Consider the following 26,069-nt stretch of genomic DNA (forward strand, 5'->3'; position numbering starts at 1 on the left):
ATCGTTTTGGTTGACCAATCTGGACTAGTCCTTGTTATAATAGGTCATGGGGATCCTGCCTAGAGCAGAAGGGGGAAAAACATGATTAACGAGTATGTGTTAGCATTATTTTTGTACTTTCCAGAGGATAAAACAGAGTATATTCCAGCATCGATTTCATTTTTAATCTTTTTTATTGCCGCGGTTTTGACCTTTCGCTTAATTAAAAAGGTATCAAAGCGTGAAGAAGCAAAAACGAAAGAGCTAGAGGAAAAAATCAACAGGCAAAACATCTCAAAGGGCAGCTAAAAAGCTTCCCTTTTTTATTTTTATTTTTTCACTGTTTGAAAGGGCATACTAAGGGCGATATTCCTTATGGGAGGGAAGCCCAATTGCGAAGATTATGTTTTCTCATTCCGATTGTATTATTAGCTGGGTGCGCGAATGAAAATCCAACGAAAATAGATGTGAAATTGGTTGATCAAAAAGGCGATTCAGTAGGTACGATAGGTCTTCAGGAGCAAGCGAGTGGTGTCAAACTAACCTTGAATTTAAAAAATTTGCTTGCTGGTGAGCATGCCATTCACATCACTGAAAAAGGAGAGTGCAAAGGCCCGGATTTTAAAACAGCTGGCAATGACTTAAATCCCGATAAAAAAAGCACGGTCTGCTTCATCCTGAAGGTGCTCATGCAGGGGATTTACCGAACATTATCGTAAAAGATAATGGCAAGGTAAAGGGTGAATTAATGGCACCTAATGTTACGATGCTTGAAGGGAAAAACTCTTTATTTACAAAGGATGGTACGTCCATTGTCATTTATGAAAATAAGGATGACGGGATGACTCAGCCAGAAGGAGATGTAGGCGAACGTATCGCCTGCGGAAAAATTAACAAGGACAAAAAATAATCCAGCCCTTTTTAGGACTGGATTTTTCTTCTTTTCAAATAAATAGGTCAGTAAGTAACAAAGACGGTGAAATAGCAAAGACTCTTAGCTAAACGAGTCCCGTAACCGTTTAAGTCCCTCCAGTAAAACTTCCTGTGGACAGGCGAGATTCATCCGTACAAAGCCTTCTCCGCCTGGTCCATACTTAGCCCCAGGCTCAAGCGCCAGTTTACCAATTGTAAGCAAACGGTCTTGAATTTCTTTGTCTGATAGACCAAGTTCCCGGCAGTCAATCCATAGCAAATATGTGCCCTCCTGGTTCCATTACTGAAAGCTTTGGCAGCTTCTCGCCAATGTATCGCTTCGCAATCGCTACGTTTTCTTTAAGATAGCTAAGTAGAGACTCGAGCCAATCTTCACCATGTTGATAGGCTGACTCCATCGCGACTGTGCCAAAAACGTTCAAACTAAAAGCCCCGTGCTGCTGTTGCACCCTGCTTATTGCAACACGATTTCTTTCATTAGCCGTAATAATTGCACTTGCCTGCAGTCCTGGCAAGATTAAACGTTTTGCTTGGGGCAACACACGTAATGACGTTCTGTTCAAGCTCTTTGCTGAGCGAAGCAATTGGAACGTGCTTGGCGGGCTTAAAGATTAAATCTGAATGAATTTCATCTGATAAAATTAAACAGTTATATTTTAAGCAAAGCTCACCTATTCTTAACAATTCAGCCTTTGTCCAAACTCGTCCACCTGGATTGTGGGGGTTGCAAAGTAAAAATAGTTTAACCCCCTGCTGTAAGCTTTGTTCAAATATCTGAAAATCAATTTCAAAGCGATGCTCATCAAGTGTCAAGGGAGCATTTACAACAATCCGGTCATTCTTTTCAACCATAGTGAAAAAAGGTGTATAGACAGGAGATTGGAGCATGACTTTGTCTCCAGGCTCGGTCAAAGCTAATATAACGGTACTAATCGAAGGCACAACTCCGGGAGAATATTGAATCCATGATGTTTCAATTTCCCAATTATGACGACGTTTGAGCCAATCTTTAATGGCTTGGCCTGTTGAAGGGGGAGTATATGTATAGCCAAAAATACCATGCTCTACTCTATTTTTGATTGCCTCGGTAACTTTAAGTGGTGGAGTAAAATCCATATCGGCCACCCACATTGGCAGTAAATCTTCTTTCCCATAGACAAGCTTTGTCATTTCCCATTTTACTGATGCTGTGTTACTCCTGTTAATAACCTTATGAAATTCATTTTGAACCAAATAAAACACCACCTAGTGATTTTATTTTCAACCTATTTTCAAAATTAAATATAATAATTATTATTGCGAAATGAAAGCCTCACGCTTAGGCATTAGCTATTTTTCCTTACAAACTGGAGTGATACTTAGTTTAGCATAAGCAGAATTATTTTTACCAATAAGAAAATTGTTCACACATCTGTCGACTAATTTTGGTAAAATTAAAAAATGAACTTACAATTCTAAATTCGGCAGAATGAACTCAATTTTATAAATTAAGGAGGGAGTTTCATGCAGCTTTCTGAAAAAGAGCTTGAGGTGCTTGAAATTCTGGAAAAGGATTCGCGTGTATCCAATCAAGACTTGGCAAAGATGGTCGGGATTGAAGTAGCAGAAGTGGATGGATTAATCCATAAACTTCAAGATTTAAACATCCTTGTTCGTCATATTTCGATTGTTGACTGGTCCAAGGTCGATGGACACGAGGGAGTAACAGCAATGATTGATGTAAAGGTTGCACCAAAGCGAGGGGTGGGCTTTGATGAAATAGCCGAAAGAATTTATCGATTTAAGGAAGTAAAATCCTTATATTTAATGTCTGGTGCATATGATTTATCTGTTATTATCGAGGGCAAATCAATGAATGAGGTCGCTCGATTTGTTTCACAGAAATTATCTACACTTGATTCTGTGCTTTCGACAACAACCCATTTTATATTGAAAAAATATAAGCATGATGACACGATTTTCGAACAAACTGATGATGATCGACGGATTGTGGTGTCACCCTGATGAATAAGACAAAAACGTATGTTGCAAAAGCAGTTGAAAGTATGAAGCCTTCTGGTATTCGTCGCTTTTTCGATTTAGCTGCTGGGATTGAAGGAGTTGTGTCACTAGGTGTTGGTGAACCAGACTTTGTTACACCATGGTCTGTAAGGGAAGCAGCCATTTTGTCGCTAGAGCGTGGTTACACGTCCTATACAGCTAATGCAGGACTTTTAGAATTAAGACAGTTGATCGCAAAATATATGAATGACCAGTTTCACGTTAAATATAAACCTGAATCTGAAATTATCGTCACTGTAGGAGCAAGCCAGGCGATTGATATTACACTTCGGGCAATCCTTGATCCAGGTGATGAAGTGATTGTCGTTGAACCATGCTTCGTTTCATATGTGCCCCTTGTTGAATTAGCAGGTGGTAAGGCCGTTCAGGTTCAGGCGTTAAAGGAAAATGATTTCAAAATTCAAGCCTCACAGCTTGAAGAGGTTGTTACGTATAAGACAAAGGCTTTGTTTATTTGTTCACCTAATAATCCAACAGGCACGATGCTAACACGCAGTGACTTAAAGGAAATTGCTCTTTTTGCTGAGAAGCATGATCTACTAGTCATTACTGATGAAATCTATGCGGAGTTGGCTTATGATGAAGAGTATACAAGTATTGCAACAATTGAGAATATGTGGGAACGAACCATTTTAATTTCTGGTTTTTCAAAAGGCTTTGCGATGACTGGCTGGAGATTAGGTTTTGTATGTGCTCCAGAAGAAATTTCTCAGGCGATGTTAAAAATTCATCAGTATGCGATGATGTGTGCCGCTACGATGGCACAATATGCAGCCATTGAAGCCTTGAAATCAGGTGAATCTGATGTGGAAGATATGAGAAAGAGCTATCGTCGCCGTCGGAATTATATCGTTCAATCCTTTAACGAGATGGGGTTAACCTGTCATATACCTGGTGGTGCATTTTATGCATTTCCATCGATTGCAAGTACTGGTTTGACCTCGGCAGAGTTTGCCGAAAGACTGCTGCTCGAAGAAAAAGTAGCAGTTGTGCCTGGAGATGTCTTTGGTGCTAGTGGTGAAGGACATATTCGTTGCTCGTATGCGACATCAATGGAACAGCTTCAGGAAGCTATGCTGCGGATTAAAAGATTTATTACCAAATTAAAAGTACCTGTTAGTAAATAAAAAAGGAGGATGTCTCAAGCGGAATGGACCACACTCATTTGTGGTTGTCATTCCGATAATTTGAGCCATCCTCAATCAAAAAGGGGGAATACTAGAAAGCCTTATGCTATAAGGTTTTCCAGTTTCCCCTTTTTTATTCATTTTTATTTGCCATTATTTTATAATCTTTTTATTTTTTGCTTCATTTTGGTACTTTCATAAGATCCAGGATCTCTTCTTCTGTCAAATCACGTGCCAATTTTAAAATTAATTTTGCTTTGTCGGGACCGATTTCACGAATAAGCTGTTCCATTTCATGGTCAATTGTTGACAAATGTGATTGGAAGTCTTGCTCAAGGAGAACAGATGCAGGAATATCTAATACTGTACAAATAGTTAAAATGGTTTGGGTATCAGGTCGAAGTAGACCTGCCTCGTATTTCTCAACGGTAGTTGGTCCAACTCGGATTTTTCGAGCTAACTCCTGTTGAGACATATTGAGATTTTCTCTAGACTGTCTAATTTTTTGTCCAATAGCCATTTCCATGTCACCTCTTTCAACTTACTTTACCTTTATTTTATCATGCTGACCTAGATTGAAAGCGTGAACATTTCGTTAAATATTTTCATTATTTTAAAAATTTTTAAATAATTACCACGAATCTTTTAAATCCTATTATTCAGACCTCATTTTTTGCTTCCTTATTATTACTATGCTATAATTTTATATTGCGTATAAATGGGATAAATTCAAATATAAAATTAGGAGTGTTTCTATGTCAGAAACTTTACAGGTAGGTAGTGTTGTTACCAGGTAAAATAACCGGAATTCAACCATATGGTGCATTTGTTGCATTAGACGAAAATACACAAGGGCTTGTTCATATTTCCGAAATTACACACGGTTATGTGAAAAATATTAATGACCATTTGAAAGTAGGGGATCAAGTTAACGTTAAGGTGCTTTCAATTGATAAGGAAGCAGGAAAAATCGGCTTATCAATCCGGGCAACTGAAGCTGCACCAGTGGAGCAAGAAGATCAAGCAAAACCGAAAAAACAGAAAAAGCGTTTGATAACAAATGTTTCTTTCCCTACTGAAGGCGAGTTAACAGAAGGATTCAACACACTTAAAGAAAAGCTACAAGAATGGATTGACCAATCACAACGCGAAGATTTAATTAAAAAGTAAGCTAGTAAAAGAACATTGCGATTTTTAAGCAGTCTGTTGATTGAAGCGAGCACCTGGAGCGGAAATCAACGGTCAAGTTTAACACAATCTAAAAGTAAAAAAGAGCGGAATAATCATAGAGTTATCTTCTTCCTTGAATTATAGGTGAATTCCTATAATACTAAGAGTTGAAGGTAGCTCTTTTTTCTAGTTTGCGTTCATAATAGTTAGTAGGTCAAAAAATGTGGAAGGTGGGAAAGGTATGACTGAGTCAAAAAATATGATAGACCTTACCGAGAAATATGGTGCAAAAAATTATCATCCACTGCCAATCGTGATTTCAAAAGCTTCGGGAATTTGGGTTTGGGACCCAGAAGGAAACAAATACATGGATATGTTAAGTGCATATTCAGCCGTTAATCAAGGACATCGACATCCTAAAATTATTCAAGCTTTAAAGAAACAGGCAGATCGGGTCACCTTAACCTCACGAGCCTTTCACAGTGACCAACTAGGACCTTGGTATGCAAAAATTTGTTCCCTTACAAAAAAAGAAATGGCACTGCCAATGAATACTGGTGCTGAGGCAGTTGAAACAGCTGTTAAAGCTGCACGACGTTGGGCGTACGATGTAAAAGGAGTAGCAGAAAATAATGCTGAAATCATTGCTTGTGTTGGAAATTTCCATGGTCGAACCATGACAGCTGTTTCTTTATCATCAGAAGCGGAATACAAGCAGGGCTTTGGGCCAATGCTACCGGGAATCAAGCTTATCCCTTATGGTGATCTTGCTGCATTAGCTCAGGCCATTACGCCAAATACAGCAGCTTTCTTAATTGAACCAATCCAGGGGGAAGCTGGGATCATCATACCACCCCAAGGATTTTTAAAAGAGGCTTATAATCTTTGTAAAGCAAATAACGTATTATTTATTGCAGACGAAATTCAGGTCGGATTAGGACGAACAGGGAAATTGTTTGCATGTGATTGGGAAGATGTTGAGCCGGATCTTTATATTTTAGGTAAAGCATTGGGTGGAGGTGTATTCCCGATTTCCTGTGTCGTCGCGAATGAGGACATTCTTGGCGTTTTTAATCCTGGATCTCATGGCTCTACATTTGGTGGAAATCCACTGGCTTGTGCTGTTTCCATTGCGGCTTTAGACGTTACGATCGAAGAGAATCTTGCAGAGCGCTCGTTAAAGCTGGGTGAATACTTCATTAACAAATTAAAAGAAATAAAACATCCAATCATTAAAGACATTCGGGGCAGAGGTCTCTTTATTGGGATGGAGCTACATGTTCCAGCGCGTAAATATTGCGAGGCATTAAAGGAAGAAGGTTTGCTTTGTAAAGAAACGCATGACACCGTGATTCGCTTTGCTCCTCCGCTTATCATTACTGAGGAAGAATTAGATTGGGCGATAAAGCGGATAAAGAAAGTATTAAACCAGTAATGTTAATAAGAGTTGTTATTTCTCATAAAAAAACAATCAATTGATGCAAGTCTAGTTGGTAAATAGCTCATAATAAGAAACGAGGAAGGTGGTAAAATTGGATAATTTTACATATAGAAATCCAACAAAGCTCATTTTTGGCAAAGATCAGCTTTCACAATTAACGGTGGAAATTCCCAGTATGGAAAAAATGTTTTACTAGTATATGGTGGAGGCAGTATTAAAAAGAGTGGTTTATATGCTAAAACTCAAGAGTATTTGAATCAAATGGGTGTTAAAGTATTTGAGCTAAGTGGAGTAGAGCCAAACCCAAGAATTTCTACTGTCAGAAAGGGAGTAGAGATTTGTAAACAAAAGAAGATTGATTTCTTACTTGCAGTTGGTGGGGGAAGTGTGATTGATTGTACGAAGGCGATAGCGGTAGGAGCAAAATATGATGGCGACCCATGGGACATTATTACGAAAAAAGCAGCCGTAATGGAAGCTTTGCCGCTTGGCACTGTTCTAACGTTAGCGGCAACAGGATCTGAAATGAATTCAGGCTCAGTCATTACAAACTGGGAAACGAATGAGAAATACGGCTGGGGTAGTCCGTATGTATTTCCGAAATTTTCAATTTTGGATCCTGTCAACACCTTCACGGTTCCGAAAAATCAAACGATTTATGGTATTGTCGATATGATGGCTCATGTGTTGGAACACTATTTCCATCATACTGAAGAGACGTTGTTTCAGGGCCAGGATGTGCGAATCACTTTTACTCACAGTGATGGAGACAGCGCCTAAATTATTAGCAGACCTCGAAAATTATGATCATCGTGCCACCATATTATATTGTGGAACAATGGCCTTAAACGGTATGCTCTCGATGGGATATCAGGGCGATTGGGCGACCCATAATCTTGAACATGCCGTATCAGCAGTTTATGATATTCCACACGGGGTGGGTTAGCGATTCTATTTCCGAATTGGATGAAGCATGCCTTAAAGGAAAATCCAAAACGCTTTGCCAAGCTTGCGAATCGAGTATTTGGTGTTGTCCAAAATGGGAAAACGGATGAAGAAGTAGGATTAGCAGGGATTGAAGAGCTTCGCAAATTTTGGAATAGTATTGGTGCGCCAGCCCGTTTGGCAGACTATGAAATTGACGATTCAAAGCTTGAATTAATGGCGGACCGTGCGATGGTATATGGTGACTTTGGACGCTTTAAGAAGCTAAACCGAGACGATGTTTTGACAATTTATCGTGCGTCCTTATAAAATTTGACAAGTAATCTGTAGAATATTTTTGTTTTTGTTGAATGATGTAAAAATGTTTTCATAATGAGAGCGCTTTAAAAAGAGAATGATTCTTGATTATCCTCACATCATTCGATAAAGTGTAAGGGTACAAATAACTAAACGGAGGATCCTACATGACACATATTCGTTTCGATTACTCAAAGGCACTTCAATTTTTTGGAGAGCATGAGGTTACATACTTGAGAGATTTCGTTAAAGTTGCTCATCATTCATTACATGAGCAAACTGGTGCAGGGAATGACTTTTTAGGGTGGATTGATCTTCCGGTCAATTATGACAAAGAAGAATTTGCGCGTATTCAAAAGTCTGCAGAGAAAATTAAACAAGATTCAGATGTTTTATTAGTTGTTGGTATTGGTGGATCTTATTTAGGTGCACGAGCTGCGATTGAAATGTTAAAGCATAGCTTCTATAATGCATTACCAAAAGAAAAGCGGAAAACTCCACAAATTATTTTTATTGGAAATAACATCAGCTCAACTTATATGAGAGATGTAATGGATCTTCTTGATGGAAGAGATTTCTCCATTAATGTTATTTCAAAATCAGGTACAACGACTGAACCGGCGATCGCGTTCCGTATTTTCCGTAAATTGCTAGAAGAAAAATATGGTGTTGAAGGTGCTCGTTCACGTATTTATGCGACAACTGATAAAGCACGAGGTGCACTAAAAACATTAGCAACGGAAGAAGGCTTCGAGACTTTTGTCATTCCTGATGATGTTGGTGGTCGTTATTCTGTTCTAACTGCTGTAGGTTTACTCCCAATTGCAGCTTCAGGGGCAGATATCGAAGCAATGATGAACGGTGCAGCGCAGGCAAGAGATGATTTCGGTAAATCAGAATTAGAAGAAAACCAAGCATATCAATATGCAGTTGTTCGTAATGTCCTTTACAACAAAGGGAAAACGATTGAAATGCTGATCAATTACGAGCCAGGTTTACAATATTTCTCTGAGTGGTGGAAGCAGTTATTTGGTGAAAGTGAAGGGAAAGACCAGAAAGGAATCTACCCTTCATCTGCTAACTTCTCTACTGATCTTCACTCATTAGGACAATACGTTCAAGAAGGTCGCCGTGATCTTTTTGAAACGATTGTAAAAGTGGAAAACCCACGCCATGAATTAACAATCGAGGAAGCTAGCAATGATTTGGATGGATTAAACTATCTTGCTGGACAAACTGTTGATTTTGTAAACAACAAAGCGTTTGAAGGCACGATGCTTGCGCACACAGATGGTGGAGTACCAAACTTAATCGTTTCGATTCCAGCAATGAACGAGTATACATTTGGCTATTTAGCTTATTTCTTCGAAAAAGCTTGTGCAATGAGTGGATACTTATTAGGCGTAAATCCTTTTGATCAGCCAGGGGTTGAAGCGTATAAAGTAAACATGTTTGCTTTATTAGGTAAACCTGGCTTTGAAGAAAAGAAAGCAGAGCTAGAGAAACGCTTAAAATAGGCATTATAAAAATAAGGCATGTGCATTGGCACATTGCCTTATTTTTTTGTTTCGGGTGACGTGAATGGGGATATCGGTGAAAAAATGAATATATCGGTGAACTTTCACATTATATCGGTGAAATTCTAAATATATCGGTAAAATCTTCATTATATCGGTGAAATCCCCAATTATATCAGCGAACTGACAAATAATAGAAAACGAGCTCCCCTATTTTTTTCAACCAGCTAGGGAAAACTATCATCACAACTAAATCACGAAAGGCGGCTAACATTATGATTGAAATATCTTCTCAGCTCGAAGGGAAACATTTTGATTTGTATACATTGGAGCAAAAATTAAAGCCAATGGGTTATACCATAGGTGGAAATTGGGATTATGATCATGGGGCGTTTGATTACAAAATGGGTGATGAAGGAAGCTACCAATTTTTGCGGCTTCCATTTAGGGCGATCGACGGTCAACTTGACTCACGGAACTGCAAGGTTGAATTAGGCAAACCTTATTTATTAGCACATCAGTATCAAAAAGGGCTTGATGATCATGCGCATAGCGATAATTCATCTGCTGCCTTTAATCAATTCCAAGAACCTGCCGATGAGGACGCACCAATCCCAGATAGCTTTCATAGTGTCGGTAAAACACTCGTTCATCAGCTTGAAGACGTACTGTTAAAGGATTAAAATAACCGACAGTTTGTAGCTTAAAATTATGCGGAGGATGGATGAATATCTCCTCCCCTTACGTTTCATCAAACGAAGTCGAAAAAATACTTTTTAACATTACTGAACTCAACAAGATATTTGCTTGTATTATATGATCTGCACCAGCGCGTTTAGCGTTTAATACTTGATCAGAGGTTAATATTTCTGCGATACACTTAATAGATGGGTTGATGCCTTTAATGGCAAGTAAGGTTAGAATGGTATGCATATCTGCCTGCAATTCATCTTTATTTTGATCTGCCGTAATGACTACCTCTGTTGCTTCTAATACATTTGCCTTCTGCAATGTTTCATCTGAATTGGATCTTCCTTTAATAAAATGAACATGGTCCAACTGCTGTGGGCGTTGTTCAAGTGTTTCATCGATTAAGACCATTTCAGTTGAAACAGCTTGTTTTGATATGGTGGAGATGATATTGCGCGAGCGCTCATTCCAACCGATAATAATTAAATGTTTCATCCCCTTGAAAACCCGCTTTCCTTCAACAATTTCATTTTGTCTCGTGACGGCCTCCGTTGATAGGTGGGCAAAATAAATGGTTAAAATGCTTGCACCAATAAAAATCAGAAGCATTCCCGTTACACGGCCAAGGATGGTTTTCGGCGTATAATCCCCAAACCCAACAGTTGAAGCCGTGACAATCGCCCACCAAATTCCTTCAAAAATGGTAGGGAAATGCTGTGGCTCGATTAAATGAATCATTACCCCAAATAAAACCATCGTGAAGCAAGCAATCAACAAAAATCTGATTACTAGCGGAAACCGACAGTATCTCACATATAAATGCTTCCACATTTCCTACCACCTCAAGCCATCTTTCTAAGTACATTATTTCCGAAAATTATTCTAATCATAATATGATAACTAGGGTTATTTTAAGATTGAATATAAAGTTAGTCTCAACAGAGGTTAACTTTTTTTTGCAGTGGTGAAGCTTGTTAGACGTAACGGTATAAGTTTTCTTTATACTGTGGAACTTGAATTCCAATTAAGTTACTATGGTAAAATAACGAATTTAGAATATCTAATCATCATGTTGCACAATGAAAGCGCAACAAATGGGAATGAAAGCGGAAACAATTCTTTCAATATAACTGTTACACTATAAACAGATAAGGGGGCAGTCAATCATGTATCTAGACGAGAGGAGCAACCAGCTTTTAAATGAGGTTATCGCTAACCCTGAAATCTCGAATACGTTTTTGGAAGAAAAATACCAGCTGTCTCGAAGACAAGTAAGCTACAGCTTCAAAAAAATTAATGATTGGCTAGATGAAAAGAACTATCCGACTATTAAACGAACCAATAGTGGTAAGTTCATCATCAATCCAAAATTAATAGACTTGTTAGCGAATAAATCAGAGAGTAATGACTCGAAGTATATCCCTTCTGAAAAAGAGAGAGCCCAACTTATCTTGTTAATGGTTTTAAGTAGCGATGATTTGTCACTTATCCATTTTACGACTGCATTAGAGATTAGCAAAAACACTGTGCTCCGTGATTTGAAATATGCACAAACAATCATCAAACCCTATCAACTTGAAATCGTTTATTCAAGAGTTCGTGGCTACGAGTTATCGGGTAATGAATGGGATAAGCGAAAACTGCTCGTTGATTTATTACCGTCAATCTTTTCTATCTATAATGGTGAAGGCTTTATCCAAGAACTTATCCAAATATCAACCTGTGAAATAGAAAAAATAAGGAATAAGATGGATGAGGTTGAAGCAAAATTAGGGCTAAAGTTTACCGATGAAAAAATTAAAGTTTTGCCGTATAGCATTGCCATCCTGTTAAAAAGGATGAGGCGAGGAAAGCTCATAACTGATACTTACCATATTGATTACAAAGAGCTATCTGATACAAAGGAATACGAAGCAGGAGAATTATTGATTGAAAATCTTGACGATTTTCCTGAATCAGAGCGCTTCTATATCACCTTACAGCTTTTGATTTCAAATGTTTCTTCTTCTCAATTATTAACGGAAGAGGAACTGCCACAGTTGCGAAACGCGTTGGACGATTGTTTATACTTATTCGAGAAAAAAGCTTGTATAACATTAAAGGATAAGGAAATCCTACTTCAAAGATTGATGCAGCATATGAAGCCAGCTTACTATCGAATGAAATATCAGTTAACAACCAACTATTCTGTCATCGAGAAAATTAGTAGTCAATTCGAAGCGGTGCATTTTATCGTCAAGGAATCCATTAAGCCACTCGAAGAATTTATCGGTACAGAGATACCAGAAACAGAAATTATGTTTATTACAATTTATATTGGTGGCCATCTGACCCATATTGGTGAAAAGCTTCATATCAAGAAAAAAGCCGTTGTTGTTTGTCCAAACGGAGTCTCGATTTCTAAACTTATGGAAAATACATTACGAGAACTTTTTCCTGAATTTTATTTCTATGATGCGATGTCTATTCGTGAATTTGAACAGATGAAGCTGGAATCAGAGCTGGTTTTTTCACCAGTACCACTGCAAACTAACAAGAAATTATTTATTGTAGAACAATTTATTTCTGAGTTTGAAAAGGTGCAGCTTCGTCAGCGTGTTATGAAGGAAATGTTCGGTCTGAACTCATCGATCATTAATGTCGACCAAATTATGAATATTATTGAGAAATTCGTGAAACTGGACAATAAGCAGCCTTTAACAAATGCCTTACAGGATTATTTTTCAATAAAAGAAACAGCTGAGATTCAACAAAAACAAGGGTATACGCTCAGTGATTTAATTACACCAAATAGCATTATCCTTAGAGATGAAGTAGAAAGCTGGGAGGAAGCCATTTCCGTGGCAGCTGAGCCGCTTCTTGCAAAGGGAAATATTACTGAAGGCTACATAGAAGCGATGAAAAAACAGTATCCAACGATGTCACCTTACATCGTGCTAAGACAGAGTATTGCGATTCCACATGCTAAACCTGATGACGGAGTTAATGCAATTGGGATGAGTTTATTAAAACTAAAAAAAGGGCTTCAATTTGAAGAAAATATTAAAGTCCATTTAGTAGTTGTGATTGCTGCAGTTGATAAAAATCAACATTTTAATGCTCTCAAACAATTGTTAAAGCTATCAGGCGATAAAAGGGAAATAAACAACCTCATCGCAATGGATAATGAAATCGACATTTATCAAACGATTAAGTCTTATTCAAAATAAATTACAAACATTGGGTGCAAGGAGAGAGTATCAATGTCATTACAACCATTTTTAAAGGATGAATTGATTAAAGTTCATGTTAACTGTGAAAATCAAGACCAAGTTTTTGAATTAATTTATAAGGAAGCATTAGAGCGAGGATATGTTAAGGAAGAATATCTAAAAAAGGTTAAAGAGCGAGAAGCGATTTTTCCAACTGGATTAAACATGAACAGCCACAATGTAGCGATTCCTCATACAGATCCAGAATATGTTCATGAGCAATTCATTGCAGTCGCAACGTTGGATAATCCGGTTCCATTCTACCTAATGGATGATAATACGAAGCAGGTTGACGTAAATGTTGTGTTTATGCTTGGTTTAAACGAACCGCATAGTCAATTAACGGTTCTACAGCAAATAATGGGTGTTATTCAAGATGGTTCGAAGATTGAAGAAATTTTAAAAGCATCAAAAGGTGAAGAAATACGAGCCATTTTTGCCTAAAAGGAAGACATGTTAGTTAATTGCTTGAAGGGTGGTGATAAATAGTGAAAAAATACACCGTACTAGTAGCTTGTGGAGCAGGAATTGCTACATCAACAGTGGTGAGTGAGCATGTTGAGGAATTATTGAAGGAACACAAAATTTATTCGCAAGTCATTCAATGTAAAATTGCTGAAGTTGCATCTATGCAGGATTATGCTGATTTAATTATCTCAACGACTATACTGCCCACAACATATAGAATTCCAGTGTTGAATGGCACTGCATATATAAGCGGAATTGGGATGGAGAAATTAGATCAAAGTATTATCGACCATTTAAAAAGCTAGTCGAATTTTTCACTACTATCTAACCGAAACGTGCAATCATAAATTTATTATTGTCATTTTAATTGAATGTATTTACGGTCAAATCAATTATTTAAAGTTTGGAAGTCTAGCAATGTAAAAGTTGCTATTAAATTATAAATATATTAGGGGGAAGACATCATGAAAAAATTTACAGTATTAGTAGCTTGTGGAGCAGGAATTGCAACTTCAACAGTGGTTTGCCAAAAGGTTGAAAACTTAATTAAGGACAATAACATCAATGCAGAAGTTGTTCAATGTAAAATTGCAGAGGTTAAGTCAAGACAAGAAGGCGCAGATTTAATCGTTTCAACTACTATCCTGCCGACTACATATGAAATTCCGGCTATTATCGCTACTGCTTATATTACAGGTATCGGTATGGATAAATTAGATCAAAAAATTCTTGATCACTTAAAATAAATCATTCTGTTATTGTTTAGTAGGATCCCGTTTCACTGATAAATTATATAAAAAACACATTACGGGGGTTAATTATGGACAAATTATTAGCTGGCGTTCAGTACGTGTTAGGTCTAGGACCAACCGTCATTCTACCAATCGCTATCGTTATATTGGGACTGATTTTTAAAACAGGCTTTAAGAAAGCGTTTAAATCCGGGATTATCATCGGGATCGGCTTCGTTGGTATCAATCTAGTTATTGGATTATTAGTTGATAACCTCGGCCCTGCAGCACAAGCAATGGTTGAACGGTTTGGCTTAAATCTAACCGTTATTGATACCGGTTGGCCATCAGCCGCGGCTCTTTCTTGGGCATCACCAGTTGCTGCAATTTTGATTCCAATCTGTTTAGTTGTAAATATTTTATTGTTAATGGCAAAATTCACGAAAACACTTGATATCGATATTTGGAACTACTGGCATTTTATCGCTGCTGGAGCAACTGGTTATATCGTAACTGACAGCTGGTGGTTTGCGATTCTATGTGCGGTTCTTTATGAAATCGCTGTCCTTTATATCGCTGATAAGACAGCGCCAATGGTTGCAAAATTCTATGGCTTAGAAGGTATTTCGTTACCAACCGGTTCTACTGCAGCATTCGGACCAATTGGTATTTTAGTAGGTATGCTTGTTGAGAAAATCCCTGGGATCAAAAACCTACATGCAGATCCTGAACATATTCAGAAGCGCTTTGGTGTGTTTGGTGAGCCAATGATGATGGGTCTTGTTCTTGGTCTTGTAATCGGTGCTTTAGCTGGTTATGAAGTTGGAGAAATACTACAGGTTGGTATTTCAATGGGTGCGGTTATGATGCTTTTACCACGTATGGTAAAAATCCTAATGGAAGGCTTAATTCCAATTTCTGAAGCTGCACGTGATTTCTTACAAAAACGTTGGGGCGATCGTGAAATTTACATCGGTCTTGATGCAGCACTAGCTGTTGGGCACCCTTCAGTAATGGCTACAGCTTTATTACTTGTACCTGTTACATTATTCTTAGCTGTTGTATTACCTGGAAACAAAGTATTACCATTCGGTGACTTAGCTACCATTCCATTCTACATCGCTTTCGTTGTTGGTTCTAGAAAAGGAAATATCATTCATTCACTAATTGCTGGTGTTGTAATGGTTGCATTATCACTATACATGGCTACAGACTTTGCAGAAGTTCACACATTAATGATGGACGGCGCGCAATTTGATATGCCAGAAGGTGCTACTCAAATTTCAAGCTTAGACTTAGGTGGTAACTTATTAAACTGGTTAATCCTAAAATTTGCTCAACTTTGGAATTCAATTTTCTAAGTTATCGTTTGTAACGCTAAATAACTTCTAACAGTGGGGGAGATGTCCCCCTCTGCGAGAAGCTTTACATTTTTAAGTAGTAAGAAAATTCTGTTAATTTTATAAAGGCTCCAGGTACGATTAGTTTTAAGCGAACATTTAATCGCTAAAGACTTTGGACCTGGTGCTTTTCTAAAAATTGGAGGTCCTTAGAGTGAAAGCCGCAGTCTTACATTCAGAAAATCACTTTGTCTACCAGGAAATTGAAATTGGAGCTTGTAAAGCGGATGAAGTGAAAATAAAGGTCATGGCAGCAGGGATTTGTGGATCAGATACACACAAAATGGTCAGCAAATGGAAGTATCCACTCCCAGCCATCATGGGTCATGAATTTTCAGGTTGTATCGTTGAAAAAGGCCAAGATGTCACCAATGTAGAAATTGGAGACCGTGTTGTCGCGATTCCTTTCCATCCGTGTAAAAAATGTGAATATTGTCTCCGTGGAGAATACAACTTATGTGAAGACCACGGCATGATTGGTAGTAAATCATTTGGCGGCTTTGCTGAGTTCTGTAATATGCCTGCAGAGTATGTGATTCCAATTGGTGACATGGATTTCGAAGAAGCAGCGATGATCGAACCTTTGGCCGTTGCACTACATGGAGTCTTAAACATTGAACCAAGAATCGGTGATGTTGTTGCTGTGTTTGGAGTAGGTACGATTGGGATATTAGCGATTCAATGGCTGAAAATTGCCTGGGCAAAAGAAATTATCGCGATTGATATATCTGACGAGAAGCTGGCTGATGCAGTAGCAATGGGGTGCGAAAGAACCATTAATCCACTTCATGAAAATCTAGAAGAAAAAATTAAAGAATACACAAATGGCTTAGGTGTAGATATTGCGCTTGAATGTGCCGGTTCAAAAATTACTCAAGAACAATGCTTACTTGTCACTCGCAAAAAAGGCAAGGTTGGTTACTTAGGAATAGCTTATGCGGATGTTACGCTTCATGAAAGAGCATTTGAAAGCATCTTTAGAAGAGAATTAACGCTAAAAGGCTTCTGGAATTCCTATTCCGCACCATTCCCAGGCGAAGAATGGAAAACAAGCATTGATTTTATCAATAAAGGAAAAATCAAGCTAAAAGAACTTATTTCCCATCGATTCGAGTTACAGGATACTCAAAAAGCCTTTAACGTCATGATTAATCGTGAAGAATCTTACAACAAAGTTTTGATTATTCCAAATGAGGTGTAAATAGAGATGAAAGCAGTAATGAAGCAAGAAGTCGGATATGACAACATGTCATTGGTCAATATCGAAGAACCTAATGTCTATGATGATAAAGTGAAAATAAAAGTAGCTTATACAGGGATTTGTGGATCAGATATTCATACATTTAAGGGTGATTACAGCAATCCAACTCTTCCTGTTGTTCTTGGGCACGAGTTTTCTGGGGTTGTTGTTGAGATTGGTCCAAATGTTAAAAATGTGAAGGTTGGCGATCGCGTTACAAGTCAAACAACTTTCACTACTTGTGGAACTTGTGAGTATTGTCAAGAAGGTGACTACAATTTATGTCCAAATCGTAAAGGTCTTGGTACTCAAGTAAATGGTAGTTTCGCAGAATTTGTTATTTCCCGTGAAGAAAGTGTTCACGTGCTCCCAGAAGAAGTAAGCCTAAAGGCTGCTGCGTTCACTGAACCATTAGCTTGTTGTGTACATGCTGCGTTAGAAAAGACAACCGTTACCGCTAAGGAAAAGGTATTAATCTTTGGACCTGGTCCGATAGGGTTGCTGCAGCTTCAAGTAGTGAAGGCACAAGGTGCTTTTGTTATTATGGCTGGGATTACAAAGGATCAAAAACGATTAGAGTTAGCGAAAGAATTGGGCGCTGATGTGATTGTTGATACGCTGCAAGAGGATTTAAAGGAAATCGTCCTTTCTCATACAGATGGCTATGGAGTCGATAAAATCTTCGAATGCTCTGGGGCTGTACCAGCTGTAAACAGCGGTTTACCGTTAATGAAGAAAAAAGGTACCTTTGTACAGGTTGGTTTATTCGGAAATAAATGCAACGCTATTGACCAAGAGTCAATCATTCAACGTGAAATTTCCTATGTTGGATCTCGTTCACAAAAGCCAAGTTCTTGGTTAATCGCTCTTGATCTACTAAAAAATAACAAGATTGATACAGAAAAAATGATTACAAAAACCGTTCCACTAGACGAATGGCGTCAAGGGTTTGAAGCTGTTATGGCAGGGAACGAAATTAAGGTTATCGTCGAATCTTAAAAGCTTGCAACCCGCAAACTCCTAAACGAGATTGCGGGTTTTTATGTCTGAATATTTTGAAAACGCTTCCAAAAAAACGTATAAATAAGGTTGATTTGAGCATGAGTAACAGAAAATATTTAATTTTCTGTGTTGACAGCACTTTCATTGGGCAATAAACTAAAAGAGGAATCATGACAAATGATTTAAAGTGGAACAAATGTAATGTTAATAATAATATGTTGAGTTCTGTGACATCTGTGCAAATTTTTATTAATTGAACTACCCAGTATGCAATGATCATAGGAGTTTTTTCATCACTTTAAACTACAATGATCATGACATGAAATGGGATGAAACCGCATTCTTTATCCAGTTTTTAGATGATACTATTAGGACATGAAAAGACATCACAAGCAGAATAGAAAGGGTGAATAATATGAAACTTGCAATTGGTTGTGATCATGGTGGATTTCAGTTAAAAGAAGCAATCAAAAAACACCTTGAGCAAAAAAATATTGAAGTTGAGGATTATGGTACCTATAGCAAAGATAGTGTGAATTTCCCTGTTTATGCAACAAAGGTTGGGCATGCAGTAACTTCGGGTACTAGCGACTTAGGGATATTGTGTTGTGGGACTGGAATTGGCATGTCAATTGCCGCCAATAAAATTGACGGAGTTCGGGCGGCTGTTGTAAGCGATACCTTCTCTGCACAGGCGACGAGAGAGCATAATAATAGTAACGTCCTCTGTTTGGGTGAACGAGTAGTTGGCGAAGGCCTTGCGTTATTAATCGTCGATACTTGGTTGAATGCAGGTTTCCAGGGTGGTCGTCACCAAGAAAGAATTGATCAAGTGACTGAAATTGAAAAAAGACGAACGATTTCTATTTAGAAAAACACATAGGAGGGGACCAATATGCATTCGATTGCAGCTTCGATTATGTGTGCGAATCAATTACAGCTCGCAAAAGAATTGAAAGAATTAGAGGATGCTAAAGTGGAACTGCTCCATTGTGATGTTATGGATGGAAGGTTTGTTCACAACTTAGCAATGGGTCCATATGTTTTAGAACAAATCAAAAATGGTACCACCATTCCGCTTGATATACACTTAGCAACAGAAGATCCGTCAAAATATATTGATATGTATTCATACATTCAACCAGAATACATTTCCTTCCACGTTGAAGCAAGTCAAAATATAGAACGAGATATTGAAAAAATTAAGGAAAAGGGCATTAAACCAGCCTTAGCCTTAAGCCCGCAAAGTCCGATTGAATTAATTATTCCATACCTCTCCAAGGTTGATATGATCTTAATGATGACTGTTAATCCTGGCTTTGCAGGACAAAAATTTAATTACGATGTATTAAAGAAAATGGATGATTTGAATAAAGTGTTGGCTACACTTCCAGAAAGTAATAGGCCATTAATTGAAGTGGATGGTTGTATTAATAAGGAAACGATTCCTCTATTAGTAGAAAGAGGAGCCAATATTTATGTTGTAGGAACGTCAGCCCTTTTTAATGAAAAAGAGGGTACCTACGAACAAAAGGTTGAAAGAGTTCGAAAATTATTCCCGGCCTTCTCTAGCGATAAGTAAACTTGCTAGACTAGTCTGAGACGAATAGAAGAAAAGGATGAATCTGTTATGAAAATTGGTCTTGTGGTTTTCGGAATTTACCCAGCAGGGTTAAAACAGTTGATTAATAAGGTCATTTCTGAAGCAACCAAGGATCAGCTCTTCTTTGGCATTGAGGTCGAACGAGACCAAGTAGTGAATGTTCACCCAATAATTGCTGATAAAGAGAATGGATCAACAAAGCTTTTAATAAAAGCATCTTTAGTTTCAGGTCATTCTTTGCTGCCTGAGACGATGAAGGATTATGATGCCGTCATTGTGATTGGTACAGCAGAAACAAAAGCAGTAGTAGATGACTGGATGTTGCAGGCGAAGCGACCAAGATTGTTATTTGTACCTGTTTCAATCTTAAACGATATTCCAGGCTCTGACGTATCCTTAGGATATGATACGGCAATGAATTCGATTGTCGAGGGGGCCCTAAAAATCCAGGATACGATTCATTCTGTTAAATATGATCATCCAAGATTATTTGGAGTAGGTGTACCAGGAATGGCGCCTGATCATATGCTTGAAGATCTAGCATTAGCAACCGAAGGCTATTATGTTTCAAAACGCTTTACAGAAAACCAATTACACAAATTATGTGAAACGATTCAAATGAACTTCTCAGAATTGAGAACTTCATCGATTCTATTTTTCAATGAAGCGATTAGTCCAGAGTGGCTTAAGGAAAACGTCCTTTCTAGATTAGAAGTTGATTGGAAGGCATCCGTGGTCGATGAAGCATTATGTATGGGGTCATACCCGACAGCAATTGATCGTATTCTAGCTAGTAAACTAGCAGAGCAAATCATTCTCTGGTTAAAATTTGGGATGGATTCTGGGCAATTACTCATTATGAGTAATGAAGTCGCCTACCAAGAACTGGGCAATATTGTTTAAGCATTTTGCAGGGTCAATAGGCTCTTGCATTGATTAATAGAAATAGAGTTTCACCACCAACACCAACAAAAAATTTTAGGAGTGTTTTATAGTGGAAACAGTTATGACAATAAAGAACGTAGAAGAATTAGCTATTATGACCATTCGAACATTATCAATTGATGCAATCGAAAAATCAAATTCTGGTCATCCAGGAATGCCAATGGGCGCTGCTCCAATGGCCTATACATTATGGACGCAATTTATGCACCATAACCCAAGCAATCCAACCTGGTTTAACCTGGATCGTTTTGTATTGTCTGCAGGCCACGGTTCTATGCTTTTGTATAGTCTTTTGCATTTATCAGGTTATGAAGTAACAATGGATGACATTAAGTCATTTAGACAATGGGAAAGCAAAACGCCGGGACATCCTGAATTCGGCCATACATCAGGTGTTGATGCTACAACTGGACCACTTGGTCAAGGGATTTCGACTGCAGTCGGAATGGCAATGGCTGAAAGACATTTAGCTGCTAAATATAACCGTGAATCACTAAATGTAATTGATCATTTTACATATGCTATTTGTGGTGATGGCGATTTAATGGAAGGGGTTTCAGCAGAAGCCTCCTCACTTGCAGGTCATTTAGGCTTAGGAAGATTAGTAGTTTTATATGATTCAAATGATATTTCACTAGATGGAGAATTAAACCTAGCCTTCTCTGAAAGCGTAGAAGCGCGTTATAAGGCATATGGCTGGCAGGTTCTTCGTGTTGAAGATGGAAATAGCATTGCGGAAATTTCCAAAGCAATTGAGGAAGCAAAAGCCGATACAACACGTCCAACCTTGATTGAAATTAAAACTACTATTGGTTTTGGTTCACCAAACAAAAGCGGTAAATCAGATTCACACGGCTCTCCACTAGGAGCGAAGGAAGCTGCATTAACTAAGCAAGCATATGGCTGGGAATTCGAAGAAAGCTTCTATGTTCCACAGGATGTCTATGCGCATTTCGAAGCAGCAGTAAAAGTTGCCGGTGAAAAGGTAGAAGCAGATTGGAATGAATTATTCTCGCAATATAAACAAGCCTACCCTGAGCTTGCAAGTGAACTAGAAGCGGCGATTGCAGGAAAGCTTCCTGAAAACTGGGAACAGCAATTACCAACTTACGAGGTAGGGAAGAAAGTTGCTACTCGTACATCTTCAAGTGATGCGATTAATGCGATTGCGGAAGCTGTTCCAGCCTTCTTTGGTGGATCTGCTGACCTTGCTTGTTCCAATAAAACGTATATGAAAAATAAAGCTGATTTCGGTAAATCCGATTATAGCGGAAAAAATATTTGGTTCGGTGTTCGTGAATTTGCGATGGGTGCCACAATGAACGGGATTGCTCTTCATGGCGGATTAAAAACCTTTGGTGGAACCTTCTTCGTATTCTCTGATTACCTTCGCCCAGCCATTCGTTTAGCAGCACTTATGAAATTACCTGTAACTTACGTGCTGACCCATGACAGTATTGCAGTAGGAGAAGACGGCCCAACACATGAGCCAATCGAGCATTTAGCAGCATTACGTACTATGCCAGGTCTTTCTGTAATTCGTCCTGCTGATGGAAATGAATCAACAGCAGCTTGGAGACTAGCAATTGAATCAACAGATACACCAACAGCGCTTGTCTTATCAAGACAGGATTTAGCAGTGCTTGAGGGTGCAGCAGAAGATACTTACGAAAAGGTTTCTAAAGGAGCCTACGTGCTTTCTGCAGCGAAAAAAGAAAACGCAGATGCGATTCTAATCGCAACAGGCTCTGAAGTTGAATTAGCTGTTAAGGCACAAGCAGCACTTGAAGAAAAGGGCATTTTCGTATCTGTTGTCAGCATGCCATCATGGGATCGTTTCGAAGCGCAATCAGCAGACTACAAAGAATCTGTTTTACCTCGTAGTATTACGAAACGCTTGGCAATTGAAATGGGTGCTTCATTTGGCTGGCATCGTTATGTTGGCTTTGAAGGAAGTATTCTTGGCATCGATACTTTCGGAGCATCTGCACCAGGCAACAAACTAATCGAAGAATTTGGATTCACAGTAGATAATGTAGTGGCGAAAGTTTGTGAATTAGTAAAATAATAATTTTTCAAATAAGGGGGAATATCAATGTTAGAAAAAAACTATACAATCACAAGTCATGCTGGTGTACATGCTCGGCCGGCAACGATTCTAGTCAGTGCGATTGCTCCATATCAATCAGAAATTTCACTTCAATACAAAGAAAAAACGGTAAATTTAAAGTCCATTATGGGTGTCATGTCACTCGGAATTCCTGAAGGAGCAACGATCAAAATTACCGCTCAAGGAGCAGACGCAATTCAAGCGTTGGCAAAAATCGATGAAATTTTTAAGGAACATGAGCTAGGGGCTTAAATTTCATACAGTAAATAGTGAAACAACACGGTAAAATTTTTGAATGGACAGATAATTCTTTACAGTCTATCTTTTAAAAGCTATGATATTTTTGTAAGAAAATATCATATGGAACTACTAGGGGTGCCCGAATTGGGCTGAGAGAGAAACCTTTGTGTTTTTAAACCCTTTGGACCTGATCTGGGTGATACCAGCGTAGGAAAGTAGTGAAAAGCGTATACGTCATTCTTTCACTTACAAAAGCCAGGTCCATCGGGATCTGGCTTTTATTTTTTTGCTGGGTTAAATTTGTCTGTTGATTTCCGCTCCAGGTGCTCAGCGACCCAGCGGGGCGGGCGGTGAGCCTCCTCGGCGCAAAGCGCCTGTGGGGTCTCACCTGTCCCGCTGCTCCCGCAGGAGTCTCGCACCTTTCGCTCCAATCAACTTGGTGGAATTAATCCGCTTTTACTAAACCTATTTTTTAAAAAAGGGGAAATCGAATATGAATAATGAAAAAATTGCTATGTTGTTGCAGCGGGTTCGTGAAAAAAATCCGCTTATCCACAATATTACAAATGTTGTTGTTACTAATTTTACGGCAAATGGCTTATTAGCACTCGGAGCCTCGCCAGTGATGGCTGATAGCCGAAAAGAAGTTGCGGACATGGCGAAAATCGCTAGTGCCCTTGTTATCAATATTGGAACGCTAAATGAAAGAACGGTTGAGGCGATGCACCTTGCTGGTAAATCAGCAAACGAGCACATGGTACCTGTCATGCTTGATCCAGTCGGAGCAGGCGCGACTCCATTCAGAACAGAAACCGCCCGAAGCCTTTTGGAAAATATTCAATTTGCCGTAATTCGAGGAAATGCAGCTGAAATTGCCAATGTCGCAGGTGAAAATTGGACTGTCAAGGGTGTTGATGCCGGAGAATCACAAGGTGATGTATTGGATTTAGTCATTTCAACAGCGAAAAAACTAAACACAGTTGTCGTCGCGACGGGAAAGGAAGATTTTGTTTCAAATGGTACTGACACGATTGTCGTTCGAAACGGGCATTCCATTTTAACGAAAGTAACTGGAACGGGCTGTCTATTAACGTCCGTTATTGCTGCTTTTGTTGCAGTTGAACAGAACGTAGCCGAAGCATGCGCTTCAGCATTAACGGTTTATGGTATTGCTGCTGAGCTTGCTGCGTTGACAACAGCGGAGCTTGGACCAGGAAGCTTTCAAATTGAATTTTTAAACCAATTAAACAGGATCTCTGCAGAAGATGTCATTCAATATGGTCGAGTTGAAAAAATTTCTTAAGGATGGTGTGGGATATGGTCAGAAAAGCATTAACAATTGCAGGCTCGGATAGCGGTGGCGGCGCTGGAATACAAGCCGATTTAAAAACCTTTCAGGAGTTGGGGGTATTTGGGATGTCTGCCCTTACAGCCGTAACAGCTCAAAATACACTAGGTGTACACGGAGTCTATCCCTTAACAGCAGATGCTGTCATACAACAAATTAAAGCGATTGGTGAAGATATGGGGACAGATGCCCTCAAAACTGGAATGCTTTTTAACGCCGAAATTATCAAGGCAGTTTCTGAAAAAATTAGCTACTACGGCTGGAAGAATGTAGTAGTCGATCCCGTCATGATTGCAAAGGGAGGAGCTTCTTTACTTCAAGCAGAAGCGATTACCGCATTGAAAGAGTACCTGCTTCCACTTGCGATGGTTGTTACACCAAACATTCCTGGAGGCGGAAGTGATTACGGGATTGAGTATCAAATCTCTTGAACAGAAAAAAGAAGCGGCAATTAAGCTTGTCGAGCTAGGAGCTAAGAATGTGGTACTTAAGGGAGGTCATGATGATGACTCCGACGAGGCCGTTGATTTGTTATACGATGGAAAAGAATTTTCCTATTTTACTAGTAAAAGAATCCAGACGAAAAATACTCATGGTACAGGGTGCACATTTTCAGCAGCCATTACAGCGCAATTAGCGCAAGGCAGAAATATTAAGGATGCTGTGACGATTGCAAAACAATTTATTCAGGCAGCGATAGAAGACGACCTCCATATTGGTTCAGGTCATGGGCCAACAAACCATTGGGCATATGGGCGGAGAGTTGAGGTCAACGGGTAAGAATATTGTAAGGAGTTGTTGATTACAAGTGACAAGAATTAATTCGGAAAAGATTCGAAAGCTACTGCAGGTGTATTTTATCGTTGGAGGCAATAACTGTTATAAAAATCCTGCTGAAGTGCTAGCGGAAGCGATAGCAGGCGGAGTAACGCTGTTTCAATTTCGAGAAAAAGGCACAGGAGCACGTTTAGGCTTGGAAAAACTAGAGTTGGCCAAAGAACTCCAGCAAATTTGTCGAGAATTTTCTGTTCCGTTTCTCGTTAATGATGATGTCGATTTGGCGCTTTTACTAGATGCAGACGGTGTCCATGTTGGACAGGATGATGAATCTGTTGAAAGTGTTCGGCAGCGTATCGGCAATAAAATCCTCGGTGTATCTGCACATAGTACCCGTGAGGCAGAACTTGCAATCGCCCAAGGAGCCGATTATTTAGGGATAGGCCCAGTATTTCCAACCACTACAAAGGAGGATGCCCGTGAGGCTGCTGGGTATACATTGATTCAGGATCTGCGAAAAGCAGGCTTCACTATTCCGATTGTTGGGATAGGTGGAATCAATGATAAAAATTGTGCCTCCGTGATTGAGGCAGGGGCAGACGGCGTGTCAGTCATATCAGCGATAAGTAATGCGCCGTCGTTTATGGTGGCAGCGAAAGAAATACGAAATCAAATCATTATTTAATAGTAGGTTGAAGGATGAATTTCTACAGAAATTCATCCTTTTTTTTATGGAATGGTTAGAAAGAAGTAATTGGTAATGATTGAATACATATTTCCAAAATTACACATAA

22 protein-coding genes, 5 pseudogenes and 1 riboswitch are annotated in these 26,069 nt (G+C 38.8%); of the genes and pseudogenes, 24 read left to right on the forward strand and 3 right to left on the reverse strand.

From position 1 onward, the window contains the following. The first annotated feature begins 81 nt into the window (after nucleotides 1–81). Both RGF10_RS04515 and RGF10_RS04520 read left to right on the forward strand, forming a co-directional pair. Nucleotides 82–288, forward strand: coding sequence for a hypothetical protein (locus tag RGF10_RS04515; RefSeq protein ID WP_318507668.1), 207 nt, complete (start codon nucleotides 82–84; stop codon nucleotides 286–288). Between the two features lie 83 nt (nucleotides 289–371). Next, nucleotides 372–889: pseudogene (locus RGF10_RS04520) on the forward strand (superoxide dismutase family protein). Between the two features lie 84 nt (nucleotides 890–973). On the opposite strand, the pseudogene RGF10_RS04525 reads toward RGF10_RS04520, so the two are convergent. Further along, nucleotides 974–2,082: pseudogene (locus tag RGF10_RS04525) on the reverse strand (MalY/PatB family protein). Between the two features lie 333 nt (nucleotides 2,083–2,415). Between RGF10_RS04525 and RGF10_RS04530 the strand changes: the two are divergent. Together RGF10_RS04530 and RGF10_RS04535 are read left to right on the forward strand one after the other, a co-directional pair. Beyond that, nucleotides 2,416–2,916: an Lrp/AsnC family transcriptional regulator gene (locus RGF10_RS04530; RefSeq protein ID WP_318507669.1), complete on the forward strand. Its 501-nt coding sequence runs from the start codon at nucleotides 2,416–2,418 to the stop codon at nucleotides 2,914–2,916. Then, nucleotides 2,916–4,100, forward strand: a complete 1,185-nt coding sequence (locus RGF10_RS04535) for an aminotransferase (RefSeq protein WP_318507671.1) — start codon at nucleotides 2,916–2,918, stop codon at nucleotides 4,098–4,100. Before RGF10_RS04530 ends, RGF10_RS04535 begins: the two co-directional genes overlap by 1 nt. A gap of 181 nt (nucleotides 4,101–4,281) precedes the next feature. Here RGF10_RS04535 and RGF10_RS04540 read toward each other — a convergent pair whose 3' ends face one another. After that, entirely contained in the window at nucleotides 4,282–4,620 is a 339-nt protein-coding gene (locus tag RGF10_RS04540; protein WP_318507673.1) for a helix-turn-helix domain-containing protein, read from the reverse strand. 235 nt (nucleotides 4,621–4,855) lie between these two features. Between RGF10_RS04540 and yugI the strand changes: the two are divergent. The 5 genes and pseudogenes from yugI (at nucleotide 4,856) to RGF10_RS04565 (ending at nucleotide 10,153) form a co-directional block, all read left to right on the forward strand. Continuing rightward, nucleotides 4,856–5,270 (forward strand): annotated as a pseudogene (gene yugI / locus RGF10_RS04545) (S1 domain-containing post-transcriptional regulator GSP13). 241 nt (nucleotides 5,271–5,511) lie between these two features. After that, on the forward strand, nucleotides 5,512–6,705 hold the full coding sequence (locus RGF10_RS04550; protein ID WP_318507675.1) for an ornithine--oxo-acid transaminase: 1,194 nt from the start codon (nucleotides 5,512–5,514) through the stop codon (nucleotides 6,703–6,705). Nucleotides 6,706–6,802: 97 nt separating this feature from the next. After that, nucleotides 6,803–7,965 (forward strand): annotated as a pseudogene (locus RGF10_RS04555) (iron-containing alcohol dehydrogenase). 155 nt (nucleotides 7,966–8,120) lie between these two features. Beyond that, the gene (locus RGF10_RS04560) at nucleotides 8,121–9,470 is read left to right on the forward strand and encodes a glucose-6-phosphate isomerase (protein ID WP_318507677.1); all 1,350 of its coding nucleotides are present in this window, start codon (nucleotides 8,121–8,123) and stop codon (nucleotides 9,468–9,470) included. A 275-nt stretch (nucleotides 9,471–9,745) separates the two neighbouring features. After that, nucleotides 9,746–10,153, forward strand: a complete 408-nt coding sequence (locus RGF10_RS04565) for a YugN-like family protein (protein ID WP_318507679.1) — start codon at nucleotides 9,746–9,748, stop codon at nucleotides 10,151–10,153. Between the two features lie 58 nt (nucleotides 10,154–10,211). Here RGF10_RS04565 and RGF10_RS04570 read toward each other — a convergent pair whose 3' ends face one another. Continuing rightward, nucleotides 10,212–10,991 carry an ion channel gene (locus RGF10_RS04570; protein ID WP_318507680.1) on the reverse strand — a complete coding sequence of 260 codons (780 nt, stop codon included), beginning with the start codon at nucleotides 10,989–10,991 and terminating at the stop codon, nucleotides 10,212–10,214. A gap of 335 nt (nucleotides 10,992–11,326) precedes the next feature. On the opposite strand from RGF10_RS04570, the gene RGF10_RS04575 reads away from it, so the two are divergent. The 15 genes and pseudogenes from RGF10_RS04575 to thiE all read left to right on the forward strand — a co-directional run bounded on the left by RGF10_RS04575 (nucleotide 11,327) and on the right by thiE (nucleotide 25,960). Further along, a complete protein-coding gene (locus RGF10_RS04575; protein ID WP_318507681.1) occupies nucleotides 11,327–13,369 on the forward strand; it encodes a BglG family transcription antiterminator in 2,043 nt (680 codons plus the stop codon). Between the two features lie 33 nt (nucleotides 13,370–13,402). After that, nucleotides 13,403–13,855: a PTS sugar transporter subunit IIA gene (locus tag RGF10_RS04580; protein WP_318507682.1), complete on the forward strand. Its 453-nt coding sequence runs from the start codon at nucleotides 13,403–13,405 to the stop codon at nucleotides 13,853–13,855. A gap of 44 nt (nucleotides 13,856–13,899) precedes the next feature. Then, nucleotides 13,900–14,184, forward strand: a complete 285-nt coding sequence (locus RGF10_RS04585; protein ID WP_318507683.1) for a PTS sugar transporter subunit IIB — start codon at nucleotides 13,900–13,902, stop codon at nucleotides 14,182–14,184. Between the two features lie 159 nt (nucleotides 14,185–14,343). Then, on the forward strand, nucleotides 14,344–14,625 hold the full coding sequence (locus RGF10_RS04590) for a PTS sugar transporter subunit IIB (protein ID WP_318507685.1): 282 nt from the start codon (nucleotides 14,344–14,346) through the stop codon (nucleotides 14,623–14,625). Between the two features lie 74 nt (nucleotides 14,626–14,699). Then, nucleotides 14,700–15,971 carry a PTS galactitol transporter subunit IIC gene (locus RGF10_RS04595; protein WP_318507687.1) on the forward strand — a complete coding sequence of 424 codons (1,272 nt, stop codon included), beginning with the start codon at nucleotides 14,700–14,702 and terminating at the stop codon, nucleotides 15,969–15,971. Nucleotides 15,972–16,164: 193 nt separating this feature from the next. After that, complete coding sequence (locus tag RGF10_RS04600; protein WP_318507688.1) at nucleotides 16,165–17,211, forward strand: galactitol-1-phosphate 5-dehydrogenase; 1,047 nt, start codon at nucleotides 16,165–16,167, stop codon at nucleotides 17,209–17,211. 6 nt (nucleotides 17,212–17,217) lie between these two features. Then, nucleotides 17,218–18,249 (forward strand): zinc-binding dehydrogenase, encoded by a 1,032-nt coding sequence (locus RGF10_RS04605; protein ID WP_318507690.1) that lies wholly within the window; start codon nucleotides 17,218–17,220, stop codon nucleotides 18,247–18,249. Between the two features lie 418 nt (nucleotides 18,250–18,667). After that, on the forward strand, nucleotides 18,668–19,123 hold the full coding sequence (rpiB, locus tag RGF10_RS04610) for a ribose 5-phosphate isomerase B (protein WP_318507692.1): 456 nt from the start codon (nucleotides 18,668–18,670) through the stop codon (nucleotides 19,121–19,123). 24 nt (nucleotides 19,124–19,147) lie between these two features. After that, a complete protein-coding gene (locus RGF10_RS04615) occupies nucleotides 19,148–19,834 on the forward strand; it encodes a ribulose-phosphate 3-epimerase (protein ID WP_318507694.1) in 687 nt (228 codons plus the stop codon). A gap of 48 nt (nucleotides 19,835–19,882) precedes the next feature. Further along, entirely contained in the window at nucleotides 19,883–20,758 is an 876-nt protein-coding gene (locus RGF10_RS04620) for a 6-phosphofructokinase (protein WP_318507696.1), read from the forward strand. 103 nt (nucleotides 20,759–20,861) lie between these two features. Next, on the forward strand, nucleotides 20,862–22,868 hold the full coding sequence (tkt, locus tag RGF10_RS04625; protein WP_318509330.1) for a transketolase: 2,007 nt from the start codon (nucleotides 20,862–20,864) through the stop codon (nucleotides 22,866–22,868). Nucleotides 22,869–22,895: 27 nt separating this feature from the next. Continuing rightward, on the forward strand, nucleotides 22,896–23,162 hold the full coding sequence (locus tag RGF10_RS04630) for a phosphocarrier protein HPr (protein ID WP_318507698.1): 267 nt from the start codon (nucleotides 22,896–22,898) through the stop codon (nucleotides 23,160–23,162). A 109-nt stretch (nucleotides 23,163–23,271) separates the two neighbouring features. Then, nucleotides 23,272–23,381, forward strand: a riboswitch (TPP riboswitch). A gap of 262 nt (nucleotides 23,382–23,643) precedes the next feature. Beyond that, nucleotides 23,644–24,453: a hydroxyethylthiazole kinase gene (gene thiM, locus RGF10_RS04635; RefSeq protein WP_318507700.1), complete on the forward strand. Its 810-nt coding sequence runs from the start codon at nucleotides 23,644–23,646 to the stop codon at nucleotides 24,451–24,453. 14 nt (nucleotides 24,454–24,467) lie between these two features. Continuing rightward, a pseudogene (gene thiD / locus RGF10_RS04640) lies at nucleotides 24,468–25,278 on the forward strand (bifunctional hydroxymethylpyrimidine kinase/phosphomethylpyrimidine kinase). A 28-nt stretch (nucleotides 25,279–25,306) separates the two neighbouring features. Beyond that, a complete protein-coding gene (thiE, locus tag RGF10_RS04645) occupies nucleotides 25,307–25,960 on the forward strand; it encodes a thiamine phosphate synthase (RefSeq protein WP_318507702.1) in 654 nt (217 codons plus the stop codon). The last annotated feature ends 109 nt before the right edge of the window (nucleotides 25,961–26,069 follow it).

This window comes from Bacillus sp. T3 (genome assembly GCF_033449965.1).
GTDB lineage: Bacteria > Bacillota > Bacilli > Bacillales > Cytobacillaceae > Bacillus_BU.

Excerpts from the sequence above, each read along its gene's own strand:
- RGF10_RS04515 (WP_318507668.1), top strand. The coding sequence starts at position 82 with ATGATTAACGAGTATGTGTTAGCATTATTTTTGTACTTTCCAGAGGAT.
- RGF10_RS04530 (WP_318507669.1), top strand. The coding sequence starts at position 2,416 with ATGCAGCTTTCTGAAAAAGAGCTTGAGGTGCTTGAAATTCTGGAAAAG.
- RGF10_RS04535 (WP_318507671.1), top strand. The coding sequence starts at position 2,916 with ATGAATAAGACAAAAACGTATGTTGCAAAAGCAGTTGAAAGTATGAAG.
- RGF10_RS04540 (WP_318507673.1), bottom strand. The coding sequence starts at position 4,620 with ATGGCTATTGGACAAAAAATTAGACAGTCTAGAGAAAATCTCAATATG.
- RGF10_RS04550 (WP_318507675.1), top strand. The coding sequence starts at position 5,512 with ATGACTGAGTCAAAAAATATGATAGACCTTACCGAGAAATATGGTGCA.
- RGF10_RS04560 (WP_318507677.1), top strand. The coding sequence starts at position 8,121 with ATGACACATATTCGTTTCGATTACTCAAAGGCACTTCAATTTTTTGGA.
- RGF10_RS04565 (WP_318507679.1), top strand. The coding sequence starts at position 9,746 with ATGATTGAAATATCTTCTCAGCTCGAAGGGAAACATTTTGATTTGTAT.
- RGF10_RS04570 (WP_318507680.1), bottom strand. The coding sequence starts at position 10,991 with ATGTGGAAGCATTTATATGTGAGATACTGTCGGTTTCCGCTAGTAATC.
- RGF10_RS04575 (WP_318507681.1), top strand. The coding sequence starts at position 11,327 with ATGTATCTAGACGAGAGGAGCAACCAGCTTTTAAATGAGGTTATCGCT.
- RGF10_RS04580 (WP_318507682.1), top strand. The coding sequence starts at position 13,403 with ATGTCATTACAACCATTTTTAAAGGATGAATTGATTAAAGTTCATGTT.
- RGF10_RS04590 (WP_318507685.1), top strand. The coding sequence starts at position 14,344 with ATGAAAAAATTTACAGTATTAGTAGCTTGTGGAGCAGGAATTGCAACT.
- RGF10_RS04595 (WP_318507687.1), top strand. The coding sequence starts at position 14,700 with ATGGACAAATTATTAGCTGGCGTTCAGTACGTGTTAGGTCTAGGACCA.
- RGF10_RS04605 (WP_318507690.1), top strand. The coding sequence starts at position 17,218 with ATGAAAGCAGTAATGAAGCAAGAAGTCGGATATGACAACATGTCATTG.
- rpiB (WP_318507692.1), top strand. The coding sequence starts at position 18,668 with ATGAAACTTGCAATTGGTTGTGATCATGGTGGATTTCAGTTAAAAGAA.
- RGF10_RS04615 (WP_318507694.1), top strand. The coding sequence starts at position 19,148 with ATGCATTCGATTGCAGCTTCGATTATGTGTGCGAATCAATTACAGCTC.
- RGF10_RS04620 (WP_318507696.1), top strand. The coding sequence starts at position 19,883 with ATGAAAATTGGTCTTGTGGTTTTCGGAATTTACCCAGCAGGGTTAAAA.
- tkt (WP_318509330.1), top strand. The coding sequence starts at position 20,862 with ATGACAATAAAGAACGTAGAAGAATTAGCTATTATGACCATTCGAACA.
- RGF10_RS04630 (WP_318507698.1), top strand. The coding sequence starts at position 22,896 with ATGTTAGAAAAAAACTATACAATCACAAGTCATGCTGGTGTACATGCT.
- thiM (WP_318507700.1), top strand. The coding sequence starts at position 23,644 with ATGAATAATGAAAAAATTGCTATGTTGTTGCAGCGGGTTCGTGAAAAA.